Origin of the sequence: Massilia aurea (genome assembly GCF_024753205.1) — a bacterium.
In the GTDB taxonomy this organism is placed as follows: Bacteria; Pseudomonadota; Gammaproteobacteria; order Burkholderiales; family Burkholderiaceae_D; genus Telluria; species Telluria aurea.
This window is the reverse complement of record NZ_JANUGZ010000001.1, coordinates 153,598-172,837: the sequence shown is the minus strand read 5'-3', so window position 1 is coordinate 172,837 and position 19,240 is coordinate 153,598. Positions and strand designations below refer to the sequence as shown.

Below are 19,240 nucleotides of genomic sequence, written 5' to 3'. Positions count from 1 at the left end.
CGTCAACGTAGGACGAATAAAAGGAAGAGACAATGGCAGACCTGTTTGACAATCCCATGGGCCTGATGGGCTTCGAGTTCGTCGAGTTCGCTTCGCCAACCCCGGGCGTGCTCGAACCCGTGTTCGAGGCGCTGGGCTTTACCAAGGTGGCCGTGCACCGCTCGAAGGATGTCGCGCTGTATCGCCAGGGTGGCATCAACTTCATCATCAACAACGAGCCGAAAAGCTACGCCGCCTACTTCGCGGCCGAGCACGGCCCGTCGGCCTGCGGCATGGCGTTTCGCGTGCGCGATGCGCACAAGGCCTACGCCAGGGCGCTGGAACTGGGCGCGCAGGCGGTTGAGATCCCGACCGGTCCGATGGAGCTGCGCCTGCCGGCGATCCGCGGCATTGGCGGTGCGCCGCTGTACCTGATCGACCGTTTCGACGAAGGCGACACGATCGGCAAGTCGATCTATGATATCGACTTCAAGTTCATCGACGGCGCTCCGCGCAACCCTGAAGGCCACGGCCTGAAGATCATCGATCACCTGACGCACAATGTGTACCGCGGCCGTATGTCGTACTGGGCCGGCTTCTACGAGAAGCTGTTCAACTTCCGCGAAATCCGCTACTTCGACATCAAGGGCGAGTACACGGGCCTGACCTCGAAGGCAATGACGGCGCCGGACGGCATGATCCGGATCCCGCTGAACGAAGAAGGCAAGGCGGGCGGCGGCCAGATCGAGGAATTCCTCATGCAGTTCAACGGCGAAGGCATCCAGCACATCGCGCTGCTGAGCGACGACCTGATCGCCACGGTCGACAGCCTGCGCGCCGCCGGCGTGCCTTTGATGACGGCGCCGCCCGAGACGTATTACGAAATGCTCGACGAGCGCATCCCGGGCCATGGCGAAGACGCCGAGCAGCTCAAGGTGCGCGGCCTGCTGCTCGATGGCAACGTCACGGACGGCAAGGCGCGCCTGCTGGTGCAGATCTTTGGCGTGGCGCAGCTGGGTCCGGTGTTCTTCGAGTTCATCCAGCGCAAGGGTGACGACGGCTTCGGCGAAGGCAACTTCAAGGCGCTGTTCGAGTCGATCGAGCGCGACCAGGTCAAGCGCGGCGCGCTTGGCGCCGCCAGCGAGGCAACCACCGCCGCTTGATCCGTAATTTGCTATCCTGCGTGTTTGCGGCAGCCTCTGGCCGCCGTCTTGCGTCAAGGAGAAAGCATGCTGGCGGCGTTTGCGGTCCTGTTGTTGTTTCAATGCCTGGGGGAGGGCGTTGTATTCGTGCTGCGCCTGCCGCTGCCCGGCCCCGTCGCCGGCATGCTGCTGCTCGTGGCTGCCCTGATCGTCTTTCCCAAGTTGCAGGTGCTGGTCGAGCAGGCGGCCAACGCGCTGCTGGCGCATCTGTCGCTGCTGTTCGTGCCGGCCGGCGTGGGCATCGTGGTCGCTGCCGCCAGCGGCAGTGGCCACTGGCTGGCGATTGTCGCGTCGGTTGTCGTCAGCACGCTGCTGGCGCTGGCCGTCACGGGCTTGCTGCTGCGCGGCATGAAAGGCAGCCCAGCGAAAGATCGCGATGCCTGATTTCGCCGGCTTGCACCAGTTCTGGGTCTACCTGGCGGCGTCGCCCTTGCTGGGCCTGACCATGACGCTGTGCGCCTATCTGGCCGCGCAGCGCATCGGCGCCTGGTGCAAGGGTGCGCCAATTGCCAACCCCGTCGCCATCGCGATTGCCATCGTGGTGGGCATCCTGAGCCTGTCCGGCATGTCGTACGAGCGGTATTTTGCCGGCGCGCAGTTCGTCCACTTCCTGCTCGGCCCGGCGACGGTGGCGCTGGCCGTGCCGCTGGTGCGCCAGCTGCCGCGCCTGCGTCAGCACTGGCTGCCGCTCACGGCGGCGCTGCTTGCTGGCTCGGTGACAGCCATCGTCTCGGTGGTCGTGGTGGCGCGGTTGCTGGGCGCCACGCCTGCGCTGATCGCGACGCTCGCACCCAAGTCGGTCACGTCGCCGATCGCGATGGCCGTGGCCGAGCGGCTGGGAGGCCTGCCTTCCCTGACCGCCGCGCTGGTGATTGGCACAGGCATCTTTGGCGCGATGTTCTCCACCTGGCTGTTTCATGGGCTGCGCGTGCGGTCGGACGCGGCGCGCGGGTTCGCCATGGGGCTGGCCGCGCACGGGATCGGCACGGCGCGTGCGTTCCAGCTCAGCCCCGAGATGGGTGCATTTGCCGGGCTGGCGATGGGGCTGAATGGCGCGCTGACGGCGCTGCTTGCTCCCTGGCTGGTGCCGCTCGTGACGCGCTGGATGGGTTAATGGCCTGCGCTGCGCCGCACAATCGACGCACCGATTACGCTGACGCTTTGATGATTTTTCGGAGCAGATCGTGACCGACCACAAAACAATCAGTCTGGCCATCCAGGGCGGTGGCAGCTACGGCGCCTATGGGTGGGGTGTGCTTGACCGCCTGCTGCAGGAGCCGGGCTTGCAGATCGATGCGCTGAGCGGCTCGAGCGCCGGCGCGATCAATGCCGTCGTCGTTGCAGACGGCTATGCCCGCGGCGGTGGCCGTGAAGGCGCGAGGAAGGCACTCGACAAGTTCTGGCGCGCGATCGGCACGGCCGCAGCGATGAGCCCATTGCAGCGCACGCCGCTCGATCGCATGGCGCCGCACTTCACGATGGCGTTTTCGCCGGTGTACCACTTGCTGGAAATGGCCGGGGCCATGGCCGGCCCGACGCTCGAAGGCCCGCTGACGCTCAATCCGCTGCGCCACTTTCTCGCTGCGACGATCGACTTCGAACGGGTACGCGCCTGCGAAGAGCTGCAGCTGTTCATTGCCGCGACCAATGTGCGCACCGGCACGGGCAAGCTGTTCCGGCGTGACGAGATGGATGTCCAGCGACTGCTGGCCTCGGCCTGCCTGCCGACCGTGTTCGCTGCGGTCGAGGTCGATGGCGAGATGTACTGGGATGGCAGTTATGTTGCCAATCCACCGCTGGCGCCGCTGATGGCGCACGGCGACGGAACGGACGTCGTGATCATCCAGAACAATCCCATCGCACGCCCTGATATGCCACGCACGGTAGCCGACATCGCCAACCGTGCGAACGAGATCGCATTCAACATCAGTTTCGTCCGTGAAGTCAGCGCAGTGCAGTTCCTTGGAAGCGCCACGGATGAAATGCGCGGTGCCGGTGCGACACCTGCCGCCAAGTTCCTGCACCTGATCAGCGGTAACGAGCATCTGGCGGCGCATGGCATTTCCGCCAAATTCAGTGCCGAGATGCCGTTCCTGCAGCACTTGCACGATCTTGGCGTGGCTTCGGCCGATACCTGGCTGAAGGAAAACGGCGCGCACCTCGGCGCGAAATCGACGCTTGACCCGATGCCCGTGTTTTATCCCGACCTGTAAAACGCAAAAAAAACACCGTCGCCGTTGCCGGGGACGGTGCTCGAGAGCGCTGTTGCGCTACATGGACGACGCGTTATGCGTCTGCCGATGTGTCTTTCCAGGTCTTTTTTGGCGTCAGCGCAAAGGCGGCAATCAGGGCGCCAACCACACCGACGGCCAGCGCCGCGCTGCTGCCCGAGAAGCCGACCAGATGTTCCTTGGCCAGCTTGCCGGCTTTTGGCCCGACGAGTTGCAGACGCCGACGCGTCATCGCGGCCCCCAGTTCTGACAGGCGCGCCTTGCCCAGGATGTTCTCGGCATCGGGCAGCAGACGGGTTTCTTCATCGGCGACGTGATGGATCACGTCGCGCATCAATTCCATGACCAGATCGTCGTGGCGCGGATCGGCGCCGCTGGTACGGCGCAGCTGGGCGATCAGGCGGCGCATCTCGTCATGCTCCGGTTCAGCCTCGTGGATGAACGGCTGCTTTGCATCTTCGCGCCGCATCACGGGATAGAAAATCTCTTCCTCCAGCGTTGCATGGATTTCCAGCGCATCGCAAATGGTGTCGGCCAAGGCCTTCTTGACGGTTGGGCTCTTGTCGCTGGAGTATTGATGGAAGGTCACCATGACGTGCGAGTGATCGAAGCGGATCATGTCGGTGATGGTTGGGCTTAGTTGTTTCAGGTTAAACATGGTGGTACCCCCGTTCGTGGTTGTTTGATCAACATCGTGAGGGAGTCCTTGTCAAATGGCTGTAGGCCTGTACGCCGAGGTTGTGTCAGTGCCAGTCCAGATCGGCCAGCACCATGAGCCAATTTTTCCAGCGCTATATTCATGTTGAATTGAAATAACTACTTGTCACATTAGTCCTACACGAACTCGGGATTACCCCTGACGAGCTACCAACAGTTGTCATGCGATCATGTGTTCACTGGCCTGCCGTTCTGGCACTGGCCCGTCCTGGATGGTCACGCACGACGCGTGCCAAAAGGATGAACAACCTTATCGAGGACACTATCCATGTTTGCTCATAATAAGCGTTTGCAGTACACCGTCCGCGTCAGCGGCCCCAATCCCGGCCTGGCGAACCTGATGCTTGAACAGTTCGGCGGTCCGCAGGGCGAGCTTGCCGCCGCCATGCGCTACTTCACCCAGGCTGTTGCCGAGGACGATCCAGGCCGCAAGGACCTGCTGTTCGATATCGCCACCGAAGAACTCAGCCACCTCGAAGTCATCGGCAACATCGTTGCGATGCTCAACAAGGGCGCCAAAGGCCGTCTGGCCGAAGGTGTCGACATGGAAGCCGATACCTATCGCAGCATCACGGGGGCCGGTAATGACAGTCACATCACCCAGGTGCTGTATGGCGCCGGTGTGCCGCTGACCAATTCGGCGGGTGTGCCCTGGACGGCCGCGTACATCGACTCGATCACCGAGCCGAGCGCCGATCTGCGCTCGAACATCGCTGCTGAAGCGCGCGCCAAGATTGTCTACGAGCGGCTGATTTCATTAACCGACGACCCAGGCGTGAAAGAGGCGCTGGGCTTTTTGATGACGCGCGAAGTGGCGCACATGAAGTCATTCGAGAAAGCCCTGTATTCGATGGAGCCGAACTTCCCACCCGGCAAAATGCCCGTGGTGCCAGCGTTTGCCAGCGTCTACTACAATATGTCGCAGGGCGAAGGCGAGGTCCGGGGCGCATGGAACCAGGGCGCCGACTGGGACTTCATCAGCGACCGCGACAAGCAGATGGCCGTCGATGGCGGTGCAGGCGATGCCGAAGTGGCACTGCCGACCGACGATATCGACGTGCTGGAAATGATGGCGGCGCGCACGCTGTCGGACCCGATGGCCATGCCGCGCACCGGTTCCGAACTGGGCATGATGCAATCTGCATCCGGTGGTACGATAGGTGGCAGTAGCGGAAATGCAATGGGCGAACCGACCGTGGCCTCGCGCGGCGGTCCGCTCGACGATACCGGTATTGCCAAGAAAAAGAAGGCCAGCGTCAAAAAGACGACGTAAGCAAAACGCATAGCGTATGTGCACGCCGCCTGCCACATGATCTGTGGCAGGCGGCATTCAGTTATCAGGAAGCCGCATGGATAGTCAAGTCGAGAAAGCCCCACCACACCGCGGCATGCCGAGCTGGCTCACCCCACGTCGCGTCATTATTGCTGGTATCTGCACCGTCGTCCTGTTTGTCCTGATCGGCAGCCTGATCGAGCAGTTCATGAATGCCAACCCGAAGATGCTGGCTGCCTTGCTGGGCGGCAGCGCCGCGGCAGCAGCCACTGCGCTTGGCACGTTGCCCGTCTTGTTTGCACAGAATTTTTCTCGTCGTACCTACGATTCATTCCTCGGTTTTGGCGCTGGTGTCATGCTCGGCGCCACCGCGTTTTCGCTCGTCATTCCGGCCCTGAACGCAGCCTCGTCGGCCGGAGCGGGCAGCTGGGAATCCAGCCTGATGGTGGGCGCGGGCATCCTGGCCGGCGCCGGCGCGATCCTCCTGATGAGCCGCGCGGTCCATACCGACGGCATCCTCTCAACCGATCCCGATCAGGTCTCGCTGCGGCGCGCATGGCTGTTCGTGTGGGCCGTCGCGCTGCATAACCTGCCGGAAGGCCTGGCCATTGGCGTTGCGTTTGCTGGCATCGACCTGGAAAAAGCCACGTCACTGGCCACCGGTGTATCGATTCAGGACGTGCCAGAGGGCCTGGTCGTGGCGCTGGCGCTGCACTCCGTCGGTTACAGCCGCCTCGCCGCTGTTGGCATGGGCATCGTGTCGGGGCTGATCGAGCCGATCGCCGCCGTGTTCGGTGTCGCGCTCATCGGTATCGCGGCTGGCCTGCTGCCGTATGCGCTGGCTGCTGCGGCTGGCGCCATGCTGCTCGTCATCGTCAATGACGTGATTCCCGAATCGCGCCAGTCGGGCAATGGAACCCAGGCCAGCATCGCGCTGGTCATCGGGTTCATCGTGATGACGGTGCTGGATACGGCACTGGCCTGATCGGATAGCCAACACCGGCCCGCGTTACATCGCCAGCGCGGTGTCGCGCTGCATCCCCAGCGGCGGCGCGCTGTCGGCCCGCATGAAACAGCGGGCCGGCACCAGCGGCCGATCGACATAATAGCCCTGGATTTCGTCGCAGCCAAAGTGCTTTAGTTCGCACAACTGCTCGAGATTTTCCACGCCTTCCGCCACCACCTTCAGATTAAGACTGTGCGCCAGGTTGATGACAGCGCGGGTGATCGCGGCGTCGTCGCTGTCGTGCGGCAAGTCGCGCACGAAGGTGCGGTCGATCTTGAGCGCATCGAGCGGGAAGCGCTTCAGGTACGCGAGGCTCGAATAGCCGGTACCGAAGTCGTCGATGGACAGGCGCATGCCGAGCGCCTTGATCCGTCCCAGAATCGCGACCGCAGCGTCCGGGTTCACCATCAGCATCGATTCGGTCAGCTCGAACTCGAGCAGTGCCGGCGCGATGCCGCTGGCGGTCACGATCCGCTCGATCGTTGCAGCCAGGTCGTCCTGCTCGAGCTGGCGTGCCGACAGGTTGATCGCGACCGGCACGATGGGGAAGCCATCGGCGCGCCAGGCGCCAAGCTGGCGGCAGACTTCTGCCACGACCCATTCGCCGACCGCGATGATGAGCCCCGTGTCTTCGAGGACCGAGATGAATTCGAGCGGCGGCACGAGGCCGCGCTGCGGGTGGTTCCAGCGCAGCAGCGCCTCGAAGCCGCTGGTCTTGCCCGTGACCAGGTCGAGCTTCGGCTGGTAGTGCAGCAAAAACTCGCGCCGCTCCAGTGCCTGGTGCAGCTCGGCTTCGAGCTTGATGCGCTGGGTGGTCGCATCGTGCATGGCGGCGCTGAAGAACTGGAAATTGCCACGGCCATTGTGTTTGGCCGCATACATGGCCGTATCGGCGCTCTTGAGCAGCGCCTCCGCACTGGCGCCGTCTTCCGGATAGCGTGCGATGCCGATACTGGCCGAGACGAACAATTGCTGGCCCTGCAGCAGGAACGGCGCGGCCAGCGCATCGATGATGCTGGTGCACAGCGCGCCGACGTCGCCGTCTTCCACGACGTCGGGCAGGATCAGGGCGAATTCGTCCCCGCCCAGCCGCGCGACCAAGTCGCCCGGCCGCGCACAGGCCTGCAGGCGCTTGGTGGCGAGCACCAGCAACTGGTCACCGACGCCATGCCCCAGCATGTCGTTGACTTTCTTGAAGTGGTCCAGGTCGATGAACATGACGCCGGTGCGGCGCGCCTGCGCGGCGGCTGCGCCGATGGCCAGGTCGAGCGACTCGGACAGGTAGCGCCGGTTCGGCAGGTCGGTCAGGGCGTCGTATTGCGCCAGATAGGTCAGGCGCTGCTGGGCCGTGTGGCGCTCGATCGTGGTGGCCAGGATGTGCGCGATGCTGCGCAGGAAGTTACGGTCGTCCGCGCCGAACTGGCGGGCGTCGTCCGAGAATACGCCCAGCACGCCAAACGGGCTTTCCGTACAAATCACGCAGGCATCGACGCTGCTGCGCACCTGGTAGGCGGCGCCGACGGTCGCGAACAGCGGGCGCAGCAGGTCGGCCGGCTCTTGCTGCGGCATCGGCCCCAGCGGGCAGTCAAGGGCGAACCCGGTGGCCGAGGCGAGGGCGCCGCTGCCCGCGCGGATCACCAGTGAGCGCCCGATCGGCGACGGTTCGAGGGCAAACAGCGCCGCGCTCGGCGCATCCAGGCCCCCCGCTGCGGCCTGGATCGCCTCCCGGAACACGTGGTGCAGGTCGGTGGCCGTCAGGGCCACGCGGCTCAGCTCGGCGATCAGGTTTTCGCGGCGCGCCGTGGCCAGGATCGTGCGCTCGAAGGCCTTGCGCTCGGTGATGTCGATATCGATACAGATATAGCGCACCGTGCCGCCCGCATCAAACATCGGCACGATCGTGCGGTGCCATTGCAGCGTGCGGTCGCGCCCGGCGATCATGACGTCGCCTTTCCAGACGTCTGGCCCGGGTGCCCAGGCCGGCGCCGACCCTGGAATGGTCAGGTACGCCAGGGGCTGGCCGACGACTTCGTCGCGCGACAGGCCGCTGTTGGCAATGAACTGGTCGTTGACGACGGCGATGCGGCCGTCGACATCGATCTCGGACACGATCGCAGCCTGGTCCATTGCGCTCTTGTGCTGGACGAGCGAATTCATCAGGAGCTCGATACGCTCGCCATACTGCACGCGCAGGCTGGCGGTGCCGCGGTTGACGGCCAGGATCGCTTCCTGGATCTCGAGCGGCGCGTCGTCGTGCAGCGGCGCCTCGGCGGTGACCAGGCCCGCAGCGACATCGTGTTCGAAAGCGCGCAGGCCGCCGAGACGGTCCAGCCAGCGGCGCAGCAGCACGCGCATCATCAGCAGGCTGGCCGAGGCCAGTACCGAGGCCACCGCGGCGGTTTCGATGATGAGCTGCCACAGTTGGGCCGCCAGTCTGGTCACGTCGAATGACAGGCGCATGACGCCGTAATCCTTGCCACCGACCGTGATGACGCGGTTGACATCGTAGAACCGCTCGACAATCAACGCCGTGAACCAGTCGGGCGGCGCTGCGTGCTGGCTGTCCTGCGCCTCCAGACTGATGGCGCCGCCACCGACCTCGAGGAACTGGGCGCGGTTGAAGGGCGATTTGACGAGCATCTTGCCCAGCGTGCGCTTGACCGTGTCGTAATCGCCGATGACCACGCTTTCTTCTATGGGCTGGATCACCGCCTCGACCAGCATCAGCGCATTGTCCTGCGTCTCTTCGATATGCTGCAGGTACTGGTAGCGGTAGAACATGCCCAGGCCCGCCACCAGCAGGAGCAGCATCGTGGCCGCGAACACGCCGAATACGCGCCCCATCAGGGAGCGCGGCAGGAAGACGCGCTTGAGCAGGCGCAGCGGAGCAAATATCATGGCGAGACGTGTCACCGCAGGCTGGCCGGCGCGTCGGCGTAGAACGCACGGTAGCTGGCGTAGTCGGCCTGGCTGGCGGCGACGAATGACAGCGGCACCGGGGCGTGAACCAGCGCCCCTGATTCGGCGAGCACGCGCTTGCCTTCCGGGTCGGTGTGCATCGTGAGGAAGGCATTGGCGACGGCGCGCACCTGGTCGGCCGGCACCCGTGGCGAGGCCATCAGAGCGAGATCATTGAATGGCGCCGAACTCCACAGCACGCGAAACGCGCTGCCTTCGCGGCCGCTCCAGTTCGCCACCAGCTGCGAATTCGCACCGACGGCCTTGACCATGCCGGCGAACAGCTGCGTGAACGCGGCGTCCTGATTGCCCGCGAACACGACGTTGACAGGGATATTGGCGCGCAGCAGTTGCGCGTAATTGACCTTGTAGGCAACCAGCGCTTCCGCACCTGGAAAACTCACGGCGGCGCCAGCCAGTTCCGTGATGTCCTTGATCGGCGAGTCGACCGGCACCACGATCTGCGCATGCACGGGCGGCGCATTGCGGCGTCCGAAGACCGTCCAGCCCATCTTGTCCCGATCGGGGCTGAACAGGTGATTGGTAAACGCGAAGTCGACTTCGCGGGCCAGCACGAAGCTGGTCGTGTCGGCCGAGGTGCGGCCCAGCTTGAGCTTCATGCAGACCTTGCTGCGGGCCGAGACGTAGCTGATGATCGGATTCCAGTAACTGGCCGATACCTGGACGTTGAATTGATTAACCGGTGAAAAATTGTAGCAAGCCGGCGGGGCGGCGAGGGCCGATTGCGTGACGAGAAGGGCCCCAGCCAGCAGGGACAGATGCAGATTCATGGTTGTGCGATCGTGAGAACAGGATGAAATACGGCCACGTCCCGTTTACCGGGCTGGGCTCCGTGATGTCGTGCCATGCGGCAGACAAGCCGGGCGCGCGGTAGCGATCGGGGCAAGTGCCAGCGTCGCCATCCGTCGATGGATGCGCGAACTGGTCACTGTAGCGCGGGCCGTTGGGGCACACGCGTGTCGGCTGTAAAGATCATACCATCAGCAAAGATTGCTGGCTGGAATGCAATGTTGTATTTAGTTACGCGAACGGTTCATGGCCTGTGCAGGCAGCCGAAAACAACAACGGCCCCGAAGGGCCGTTGTGTTACTGCCAGCAATTGCCGGGCAGATCAGTCACGAATTTCCAGCTTGCGGTTCAGGCTCAGCGCAGCCAGCGTGGCCACGGCTGCCGACAGCAGGTACAGGCTGACATAGCCAAGGCCGAAGTTGGCCGACAGACCCAGGGCGACCAGCGGGGCGAACGCCGCGCCAACCAGCCATGCCAGATCCGACGTCAGCGCCGCACCGGTGTAGCGGAAGTGCTTCTGGAAGTTCGACGTCGTGGCGCCCGCTGCCTGGCCATACGACAGGCCCAGCAGGGTGAAGCCAACCAGGATGAAGGTGTTCTGGCCAGCGGTGCCGCCATCGATCAGCGATGGCACGAAGACCGAGAACAGCGCGATCAGTGCGGCCAGCGTGCCGAGCGTCGTGCGGCGACCGACCTTGTCGGCGATATAGCCCGAGGCCAGGATGCCCAGCGCGGCAAGCACAGCGCCGGCCATCTGGACCAGCAGGAACGACTCGACCGGACGGGTATCGTACAACTGGATCCACGACAGCGGGAACACGGTGACCAGGTGGAACAGCGCGTAGCTGGCCAGTGCGGTCATGGCGCCGATGACGATGTTGGTGCCCTGATTACGCATCAGTTCGCCGACCGGGGCAGGCGTCATGTGGTTGGTGTCGAGCAGGCGTGCATATTCGGTGGTCGAGACCAGACGCAGGCGGGCGAACAGGCCGACGACGTTGATGGCGAAGGCGACGAAGAACGGGAAGCGCCAGCCCCAGGTCAGGAAGTCTTCCTGCGACAGGTTGCCGATCAGGTAAGCGAACACGCCGGCGGCGATGACGAAGCCAAGCGGTGCGCTCAGCTGACCCAGCATCGCGTACCAGCCGCGCTTGCCTTCAGGCGCCGACAGGGCCAGCAGCGATGGCAGGCCATCCCACGAACCGCCCTGGGCGATACCCTGGCCGATGCGCAGCAGTGCCAGCATCACGATGGCGGCGCCGCCGATTTCGCTGTAGCTCGGGAGCAGGGCGATGACGACGGTGCAGGTGCCCATCATGAACAGGGCAATCAACAGTTTCATGTCGAGGCTCCAGCGTTTCTGGATCCACATGAAGAGCAGAGTGCCGAACGGACGCGCGATGAATGCGAACGCAAAAATGACAAAGGCGTACAGTGTGCCTTCGAGGCGATCGGCAAACGGGAAGAAGATCGACGGGAACACCAGCACCGAAGCGATGGCATACACGAAGAATTCGAAGTACTCCGCCGAACGGCCGACAATGACGCCGACGGCGATGTCGCCGGGGGAAATGTGTTCGTCGCGGGCGTTGATGTTACGTGCGCCGCTGTTCGGGCTCGTGATTGGAGCGGCGTCGTCGCTGCCGTGGGTAGTGCTGTGCATGGTTAATTCTCCAAAAGTCGTGTCGCGGTCGCCACTATTGTGGGTAACACTATTGTTAAAATTGCATTATGGCAAAGGGTGGGACAAACTGTCCAATGTTCTTTGACGACCGTTGGCAGTACAGTAGCACGCTCTCCCTCCATGTAACGTTAGATACCTAGCATGATTCCACAAATTGTCCGCCGCGGACTGCCATTACTTCTTCTTGCAGCGCTTGCTGGCTGCAATACCGTCGTAATGAATCCCACCGGCGATATAGCAAAGCAGCAGGCCGATCTGATCGTCATATCGGTTCTATTAATGTTGATCATCATCATTCCGGTGATGCTGTTGGTCGTCTGGTTCGCCTGGCGCTACCGCAAGGGCGCCAACGCGGCCTACGAACCTGACTGGGACCATTCGACCAAGCTCGAACTGATCATCTGGGGCGCGCCGCTCCTGATCATCATCGTGCTGGGCCTGATTACCTGGGTCAGTACCCACAAGCTCGACCCGTATCGTCCGCTCGACCGCATCGACGCCAACCGGCCGCTCGCCGCGTCGGTCAAGCCACTGGAAGTGCAAGTGGTGGCGCTGGACTGGAAATGGCTGTTCATTTATCCGGAACAGGGTATCGCGTCGGTCAATCACCTGGTGACCCCGATCGACGTGCCGGTGCGCTTCAAGATCACGTCGTCGACCGTGATGAACACGTTCTACATCCCGACCCTGGCTGGCATGATCTACGCGATGCCGGGCATGGAGACGGAACTGAACGCGGTGCTGAACAAGACCGGCGATTATCGCGGCCTCTCGGCCAACTTCAGCGGCGACGGTTTCTCGCACATGAAGTTTGCCTACAAGGGCGTGACGCAGGCCGATTTCGACACCTGGGTCAAGGAAATGAAGACCGGTACCGAAGTGCTCGACCGCGCTGACTACATGGTGCTCGAAAAGCCGACCGCCAAGGAGCCGGTGCGCCACTACGCACAGGTCGAGCCCGCGCTGTTCAACCGCATCCTGAACCGCTGCGTTGCTGAAGGCTCCATGTGCATGAACCAGCAAATGCACGAAGATCACAAGCGCAACGAAATGGCTGCGGCCATCCGCCAGCTGCCGAAGGATGGCAAGTCCATGCTGGCTGAGGCGCTGGAAATGTGCGTCGCCCCTTTTAACACTGTGAAGAAGTAACCATGCAAGACACTTTCGACTTGACGAAGTTTATCTTCGGTCGGCTTGGCTGGGACGCGATTCCCTTCCATGAGCCGATCCTGCTTGCTACCTTCGCAGGTGTGATCGTAGGCGGTATTGCCCTCGTGGGCATCCTGACCTACTTCCGCCTGTGGGGCTCCTTGTGGAAAGACTGGATCACCAGTATCGACCACAAGAAAATCGGCATCATGTACATGATCCTCGGTCTGGTCATGCTGCTGCGCGGCTTTGCCGACGCCCTGATGATGCGTACCCAGCAGGCGCTCGCCTTTGGCGACAACGCCGGCTTCCTGCCGCCGCACCACTACGACCAGGTCTTCACCGCCCACGGCGTGATCATGATCTTCTTCGTGGCGATGCCGTTCGTGACGGGCCTGATGAACTACGTGGTGCCACTGCAGATCGGTGCGCGCGACGTGGCCTTCCCGTTCCTGAACAACTTCTCGTTCTGGATGACCACGATGGGCGCCGTGCTGATCATGGCATCCCTGTTCGTCGGTGAATTCGCACGTACCGGCTGGCTCGCGTATCCGCCGCTGTCGGGCATCCTGGCCAGTCCGGGGGTGGGCGTCGACTACTACATCTGGTCATTGCAGATCGCGGGTGTCGGTACCTTGCTGTCCGGCGTGAACCTGATCGTCACCATCATCAAGATGCGCGCACCGGGCATGGGCCTGATGAAGATGCCAGTCTTCGTCTGGACCTCGCTGTGCACCAACATCCTGATCGTCGTGACCTTCCCGATCCTGACCGCCGTGCTGGCCATGCTGGGCATGGACCGCCTGTTCGACACCGCGTTCTTCACGAACGACCGTGGCGGCAACGCGATGATGTACGTGAACCTGATCTGGATCTGGGGTCACCCTGAGGTCTACATCCTGATCCTGCCAGCGTTCGGTATCTTCTCCGAAGTGGTCTCGACCTTCTGCGGCAAGCGCCTGTTCGGCTACACCTCGATGGTCTATGCGACCTGCGTCATCATGGTGCTGTCGTACCTGGTCTGGCTGCACCACTTCTTCACGATGGGTTCGGGCGCCAGCGTCAATGCGTTCTTCGGCATCACGACGATGATCATCTCGATCCCGACCGGCGCGAAGCTGTTCAACTGGCTGTTCACCATGTACCGCGGCCAGATCCGCTTCGAGCTGCCAATGATGTGGACGATCTCGTTCATGCTGACCTTCACCATCGGCGGCATGACCGGCGTGATGCTGGCGATTCCTGCGGCCGACTTCGTGCTGCACAACTCGCTGTTCCTGATCGCGCACTTCCACAACGTGATTATCGGTGGCGTCGTGTTCGGTATCTTCGCAGGCCTGAACTACTGGTTCCCGAAAGCGTTTGGCTACAAGCTCGACAAATTCTGGGGCACCGTGTCGTTCTGGCTCTGGTCGATCGGTTTCTGGGTTGCGTTCACGCCACCGTACATCCTGGGCTTCATGGGCTACACCCGCCGCGTGAGTCACTTCGATGACATGTCGGTCCAGTGGCTGTTCCAGATTTCGTTCCTGGGCACCCTGATGATCGCTGGTGGTATCGGCGCGCTGCTGATGCAACTGTATGTCAGCTTCCGTGACCGCAACACCGCACGTCTGCGCGATTTCACGGGCGATCCGTGGGATGGCCGTACGCTGGAATGGTCGACCTCGTCGCCACCGCCTGACTACAACTTCGCGTTCACGCCGGTGGTGCACGACAATGACACCTTCGCCGACATGAAGAAGAACGGTTACCAGCGTCCGCTCGCCGATTTCGTCGCGATCCACATGCCCAAGAACACCTGGGCCGGTTTCGTGATCTCGGCACTGGCGTGCGCGGTCGGCTTTGCCATCATCTGGCATATGTGGGCTCTCGTGATCGGGGCGTTCATCGTCCTGCTCGGTACGATCATTGCCCATACCTTCAACTACAAACGCGATTTCTACATTCCGGCTGAAGAAGTCCTGAAGACCGAAACCGCACGTACTCGTATGCTGGAAAGCCATGTCTGACATTAAAGCAACCATGACAGGCGGGATGACACCCGCCGAAGTGACCGCGCGCTACATGGCGCGGGAGCACCACCCGGAGCAGGGCACGTTGCTCGGCTTCTGGCTCTACCTGATGAGCGACTGCCTGCTGTTCGCATCGCTCTTCGCTGCCTACGCCGTGCTGGGCCGCAACTACGCGGGCGGCCCGACCGGTGCCGAGCTGTTCGAACTGCCGCTGATCGCGCTCAACACCGGCTTCCTGCTGGTGTCGTCGATCACCTTCGGCATGGCCATGATCTCGGCGCAAGCCAAGAACGTGGGCAAGACCAAGCTGTGGCTGATCGTCACGGGCCTCTTGGGCGTGGCGTTCCTGTCGCTGGAAATCTATGAATTCCAGCACCTGATCCACCTGGGCGCCGGTCCACAGCGCTCGGGCTTCCTGACAGCGTTCTTCTCGCTGGTCGGTACCCACGGTCTGCACGTGCTGTTCGGCATCGTGTGGCTGGTGACCCTGTTCGTGCAGCTGTCCAAGCACGGCATGACGCCGGAAAACTTCCGTCGCCTGGCCTGCCTGTCGCTGTTCTGGCACTTCCTGGATCTGGTCTGGATCTTTGTGTTTACCTTTGTCTACCTGATGGGAGTGCTGCCATGAGCGATCATCATAACGAGCACGACCATGGTCATCATGGTCATGACAGCTACCAGATCCACTACAGTGGCAAGGATTATGCGATCGGCTTCGCGCTGTCGCTGATCCTCACCGCGATTCCGTTCTGGCTGGTGATGGGCAACGTGCTGGCCCCGGAAACGACCCGCTGGGTCATCCTCGGCTTTGCCGCGGTCCAGCTGGTGGTCCAGATGATCTACTTCCTTCACTTGAATTCGAAGGCAGAAGGCGGCTGGAACATGATGGCGCTGATCCTGACCCTCGTGCTGCTGGTCATTGTGATGTCGGGCTCGATCTGGGTCATGCACCACATGAACACCAACATGATGCCGGGCATGGGTGCTGAAAACACCTCCGACATGACCTGACGGTGGTGATGCACGCGCAGCAGCCGCCGACCCTGTCGGCGCAGGATCAGCCCCCGCCACGGCGCTCGCCCTTCGTGCGACGCCTGGTGGCGGTGCTGGCCTTGCTGCTGCTCGTGCTGTTTGCAGTTCTGGGGACCTGGCAGGTGTTTCGCCTGCAATGGAAACTGGACCTGATCGAACGCGTCGATGCGCGCGTTCATGCGGCGCCTGCTGCGCTTCCTCCGGTAGCGCAGTGGCCGCAGATTTCCAAAGAATCCGACGAATACCGGGCCGTTGCCCTGTCGGGTCACTATCTCTACCAATTCACCGCACCGGTCCAGGCGCTGTCCGAGCTGGGCGCGGGCTTCTGGCTGCTCACGCCGTTCTGCACGGACGAGGGCCACATCGTGTTTGTCAACCGCGGCTTCATCCCGTCATCGGGCGATATCGCCACGCGCTTCCCGGCGCGTACGGCCGGGCCTGACGCCTGCGCCGCCCCGGGTGAGCCGGTGGAGCTGACCGGTCTGCTGCGTATCAGCGAACCGAAAGGCGGCTTCCTGCGCGACAACGACCCGGCCGGCAACCGCTGGTATTCGCGCGACATCATCGCCTTGAGCGCCGCGCGCGGGTTCGACGCGGCCCGCACGGCGCCGTTTTTCGTCGACGCCGGCAAGAACCAGGATCCGGCAGGCGCCCCCGAGCGTGCCGTCGGCGGCCTGACCGTCATCTCGTTCCCAAATAATCACCTCGTCTACGCGCTGACTTGGTATGCTCTCGCCCTCATGGTGGCCGCAGCCTGGTGGTGGGTGGCCCGCTACGAGGCGAAGCGCTCCCGCGACGCCAACGATTAAAGACGCCCCGACCGCATTGCCGCGCACGGGGCATTGAACGGACGGGTTTCGATGCAATCTCCGCTGGATTTCTTCGCCCGGGCGGCGCGCACGTCGCCGTCGGCGGCGGCTGCGAACGTGGAATTCGCCGCCGGCCACAAGAACATGCTGCAGCTGATCGAGCTGCGCTGGATCGCCGTCATCGGCCAGGTCACCACCATCGCGCTCGCGATCCTGCTGTTCGGGATCGCGCTGCCGCTGGTGCACATGCTGCAGGTGCTCTCGTGCCTGATCGCCTTCAATATCGCCAGCCACCTGCGCTGGCACGAACGCCGGCCGGTCTCGAACGGCGAGATGTTCATGGCCATCCTGGTCGATGTCTCGAGCCTGACCGTGCTGCTGTACCTGTCCGGCGGCACCACCAATCCCTTTGCATTCCTCTATCTGCTACAGGTGATCGTCTCGGCCGTGCTGCTCGACGTACTGTGGACCTGGAGCATCGTCGCCATCACGATCACCTGCATGGCAGGGCTGGCGGCGTTTGCCGAGCCGCTTGCGCTGCCGTTCGACCATGAGCGCGGCATCGGCAGCCTGTATGTCCAGGGCTTGCTGGTCTGTTTCGCGCTCAATGCCGGGCTGCTGGTGCTGTTCGTCTCGCGCATTTCGGACAATGTGCGCGACAAGGCCACGCAGCTGGCCGCCCTGCGCCAGAGCGCGGCCGAAGAAGAACACATCGTGCGCATGGGCCTGCTTGCCAGCGGCGCTGCGCATGAACTGGGCACGCCGCTGTCGACCGTGTCGGTGATCCTGGGCGACTGGAAGCGCATGCCCGCGTTTCGCGACGACGCCGAGCTACTGGGCGAACTGACCGAGATGCAGACCCAGCTCAAGCGCTGCAAGTCGATCGTCAGCGGCATTCTGCTCTCGGCCGGCGAAGCGCGCGGCGAATCGGCCGAACGCACAACGGTGCGGGGCTTTCTCGATGGCCTGGTCGAACGCTGGCAGGCCAGCCGCCCGGTGCGTGCTTTCACGTACAATAACCGCATCGCCGACGACTGGCCGGTGGCAAGCGACTCGGCGCTGCGCCAGACGGTCGACAACCTGCTCGACAACGCGCTGGAAGCTTCGCCCGACTGGGTCTGCTTCGATGCGCACATCGACGAGCGTACGCTGGTGCTGTCCGTGCTCGACCGCGGTCCCGGCTTTGCGCCCAGCATGCTGGCGCAATTCGGCAAACCGTACCAGTCCACCAAGGGCAAACCCGGCGGTGGTCTGGGGTTGTTTCTGGCTGTGAACGTCGTGCGCAAACTCGGCGGCACGGTGACGGCGACCAACCGGCCGGAGGGCGGCGCCGTGGTCAGGCTGCGGTTGCCGATGTCGGCCATTGAACTGGAAGAGGAACTGAACGATGCCGAACCCTGAGCCGCTGCTGCTCATCATCGAAGACGACGAAGCCTTCGCCCGCACGCTGAGCCGTTCGTTCGAGCGGCGCGGTTACCGCGTGCTGGCCGCAACCGGTCATGATGAAGCTGCTGCCATCCTGGCGCAGCACAATCCCGGCTACGCCGTGGTCGACCTGAAGCTCAAGGGCCAGACCTCGGGCCTGGCCTGCGTGCAACTGCTGCATGATCACGACCCGGACATGCTCATCGTGGTGCTGACGGGCTTTGCCAGCATCGCCACGGCGGTCGAGGCAATCAAGCTGGGCGCGGTCCAGTACCTGGCCAAGCCGTCGGATGCCGACGATATCGAAGCGGCGTTCGGGCACGTGGCCGGCAGCGCTGAAATCGAGGTGACCAACCGTTCGACGTCCATCAAGACGCTGGAGTGGGAGCGCATCCACGCCGTGCTGGCCGAGACCGATTTCAATATTTCCGAGGCTGCGCGCCGGCTGGGCATGCATCGCCGCACGCTCGCGCGCAAGCTCGAGAAGCAGCGGGTGAAGTGATCATGCGCGCGCTCATCATTGGTGTCGCGCTGTTGCTTGGCCCGGGCGTCGAGGCGCTGGCGGCGCTGGCACCGGCACCGGCTCAGGCCCAGGTCGATGCCGGCCGCCGGCTGTTCGCGCGCTGTACCAACTGTCATGAAGTTGGCGCGGGCGCCCGCAATGGCTTCGGGCCGCAACTGAACGGGATCGTGGGCCGCAAGGCGGGCAGCGCCCCTGCGTATGCCTACTCACCGGCCTTGAAGCAGGCCGGATTTGTCTGGAATGAGCAGAAGCTGGTCGCGTTCATTCGTGACAGCGAAAAGGTCGTACCGGGTAACAAGATGCGCTTTCTCAGCTTCATGAGCGAGAAGCAGGCGGCCGAGATCGTGGCCTATTTGCGCACGCAGGGGGCGGTCGCTGCGTCGGCAGCGCCGAAAAGATAGCAAGGCTGGTTCAGCGCAGCCTTGCC

The 19,240-nt window shown here is 63.1% G+C and carries 18 protein-coding genes; 14 read left to right on the top strand and 4 right to left on the bottom strand.

Annotated features, from left to right (window positions below):
* The first annotated feature begins 32 nt into the window (after positions 1-32).
* The 4 genes from hppD (at position 33) to NX775_RS00725 (ending at position 3,394) form a co-directional block, all read left to right on the top strand.
* Positions 33-1,142 carry a 4-hydroxyphenylpyruvate dioxygenase gene (gene hppD / locus NX775_RS00740; RefSeq protein WP_258834243.1) on the top strand — a complete coding sequence of 370 codons (1,110 nt, stop codon included), beginning with the start codon at positions 33-35 and terminating at the stop codon, positions 1,140-1,142.
* 66 nt (positions 1,143-1,208) lie between these two features.
* Entirely contained in the window at positions 1,209-1,565 is a 357-nt protein-coding gene (locus NX775_RS00735; protein WP_258834242.1) for a CidA/LrgA family protein, read from the top strand.
* Positions 1,558-2,295 carry an LrgB family protein gene (locus NX775_RS00730; protein ID WP_258834241.1) on the top strand — a complete coding sequence of 246 codons (738 nt, stop codon included), beginning with the start codon at positions 1,558-1,560 and terminating at the stop codon, positions 2,293-2,295. The genes NX775_RS00735 and NX775_RS00730 overlap by 8 nt, the downstream gene beginning before the upstream one ends.
* A gap of 70 nt (positions 2,296-2,365) precedes the next feature.
* On the top strand, positions 2,366-3,394 hold the full coding sequence (locus NX775_RS00725; protein WP_258834240.1) for a patatin-like phospholipase family protein: 1,029 nt from the start codon (positions 2,366-2,368) through the stop codon (positions 3,392-3,394).
* Positions 3,395-3,467: 73 nt separating this feature from the next.
* Here NX775_RS00725 and NX775_RS00720 read toward each other — a convergent pair whose 3' ends face one another.
* On the bottom strand, positions 3,468-4,070 hold the full coding sequence (locus NX775_RS00720) for a hemerythrin domain-containing protein (RefSeq protein WP_258834239.1): 603 nt from the start codon (positions 4,068-4,070) through the stop codon (positions 3,468-3,470).
* Positions 4,071-4,397: 327 nt separating this feature from the next.
* On the opposite strand from NX775_RS00720, the gene NX775_RS00715 reads away from it, so the two are divergent.
* Positions 4,398-5,402 (top strand): manganese catalase family protein, encoded by a 1,005-nt coding sequence (locus NX775_RS00715; RefSeq protein WP_258834238.1) that lies wholly within the window; start codon positions 4,398-4,400, stop codon positions 5,400-5,402.
* A gap of 76 nt (positions 5,403-5,478) precedes the next feature.
* Complete coding sequence (locus NX775_RS00710; RefSeq protein ID WP_258834237.1) at positions 5,479-6,387, top strand: ZIP family metal transporter; 909 nt, start codon at positions 5,479-5,481, stop codon at positions 6,385-6,387.
* Positions 6,388-6,411: 24 nt separating this feature from the next.
* Here NX775_RS00710 and NX775_RS00705 read toward each other — a convergent pair whose 3' ends face one another.
* The 3 genes from NX775_RS00705 to NX775_RS00695 all read right to left on the bottom strand — a co-directional run bounded on the left by NX775_RS00705 (position 6,412) and on the right by NX775_RS00695 (position 11,839).
* Entirely contained in the window at positions 6,412-9,306 is a 2,895-nt protein-coding gene (locus NX775_RS00705; RefSeq protein ID WP_258834236.1) for a putative bifunctional diguanylate cyclase/phosphodiesterase, read from the bottom strand.
* An 11-nt stretch (positions 9,307-9,317) separates the two neighbouring features.
* On the bottom strand, positions 9,318-10,157 hold the full coding sequence (locus NX775_RS00700) for a phosphate/phosphite/phosphonate ABC transporter substrate-binding protein (protein WP_258834235.1): 840 nt from the start codon (positions 10,155-10,157) through the stop codon (positions 9,318-9,320).
* A gap of 341 nt (positions 10,158-10,498) precedes the next feature.
* The gene (locus NX775_RS00695) at positions 10,499-11,839 is read right to left on the bottom strand and encodes an MFS transporter (RefSeq protein ID WP_258834234.1); all 1,341 of its coding nucleotides are present in this window, start codon (positions 11,837-11,839) and stop codon (positions 10,499-10,501) included.
* Between the two features lie 162 nt (positions 11,840-12,001).
* Here NX775_RS00695 and cyoA point away from each other — a divergent pair, with 162 nt between their 5' ends.
* The 8 genes from cyoA to NX775_RS00655 are packed head-to-tail and all read left to right on the top strand — an operon-like array spanning position 12,002 to position 19,214.
* Complete coding sequence (gene cyoA, locus NX775_RS00690) at positions 12,002-13,009, top strand: ubiquinol oxidase subunit II (protein WP_258834233.1); 1,008 nt, start codon at positions 12,002-12,004, stop codon at positions 13,007-13,009.
* A 2-nt stretch (positions 13,010-13,011) separates the two neighbouring features.
* Positions 13,012-15,021, top strand: a complete 2,010-nt coding sequence (cyoB, locus tag NX775_RS00685; RefSeq protein ID WP_258834232.1) for a cytochrome o ubiquinol oxidase subunit I — start codon at positions 13,012-13,014, stop codon at positions 15,019-15,021.
* Positions 15,014-15,652, top strand: a complete 639-nt coding sequence (gene cyoC / locus NX775_RS00680; protein ID WP_258834231.1) for a cytochrome o ubiquinol oxidase subunit III — start codon at positions 15,014-15,016, stop codon at positions 15,650-15,652. The genes cyoB and cyoC overlap by 8 nt, the downstream gene beginning before the upstream one ends.
* Positions 15,649-16,035: a cytochrome o ubiquinol oxidase subunit IV gene (cyoD, locus tag NX775_RS00675; protein WP_258834230.1), complete on the top strand. Its 387-nt coding sequence runs from the start codon at positions 15,649-15,651 to the stop codon at positions 16,033-16,035. The genes cyoC and cyoD overlap by 4 nt, the downstream gene beginning before the upstream one ends.
* A gap of 8 nt (positions 16,036-16,043) precedes the next feature.
* Positions 16,044-16,865 (top strand): SURF1 family protein, encoded by an 822-nt coding sequence (locus tag NX775_RS00670; RefSeq protein WP_258834229.1) that lies wholly within the window; start codon positions 16,044-16,046, stop codon positions 16,863-16,865.
* Between the two features lie 51 nt (positions 16,866-16,916).
* Positions 16,917-18,266: an ATP-binding protein gene (locus tag NX775_RS00665; protein WP_258834228.1), complete on the top strand. Its 1,350-nt coding sequence runs from the start codon at positions 16,917-16,919 to the stop codon at positions 18,264-18,266.
* Positions 18,253-18,792 carry a response regulator transcription factor gene (locus NX775_RS00660; RefSeq protein ID WP_258834227.1) on the top strand — a complete coding sequence of 180 codons (540 nt, stop codon included), beginning with the start codon at positions 18,253-18,255 and terminating at the stop codon, positions 18,790-18,792. Before NX775_RS00665 ends, NX775_RS00660 begins: the two co-directional genes overlap by 14 nt.
* Positions 18,793-18,794: 2 nt before the next feature.
* Complete coding sequence (locus tag NX775_RS00655; RefSeq protein ID WP_258834226.1) at positions 18,795-19,214, top strand: c-type cytochrome; 420 nt, start codon at positions 18,795-18,797, stop codon at positions 19,212-19,214.
* Positions 19,215-19,240 lie beyond the last annotated feature (26 nt).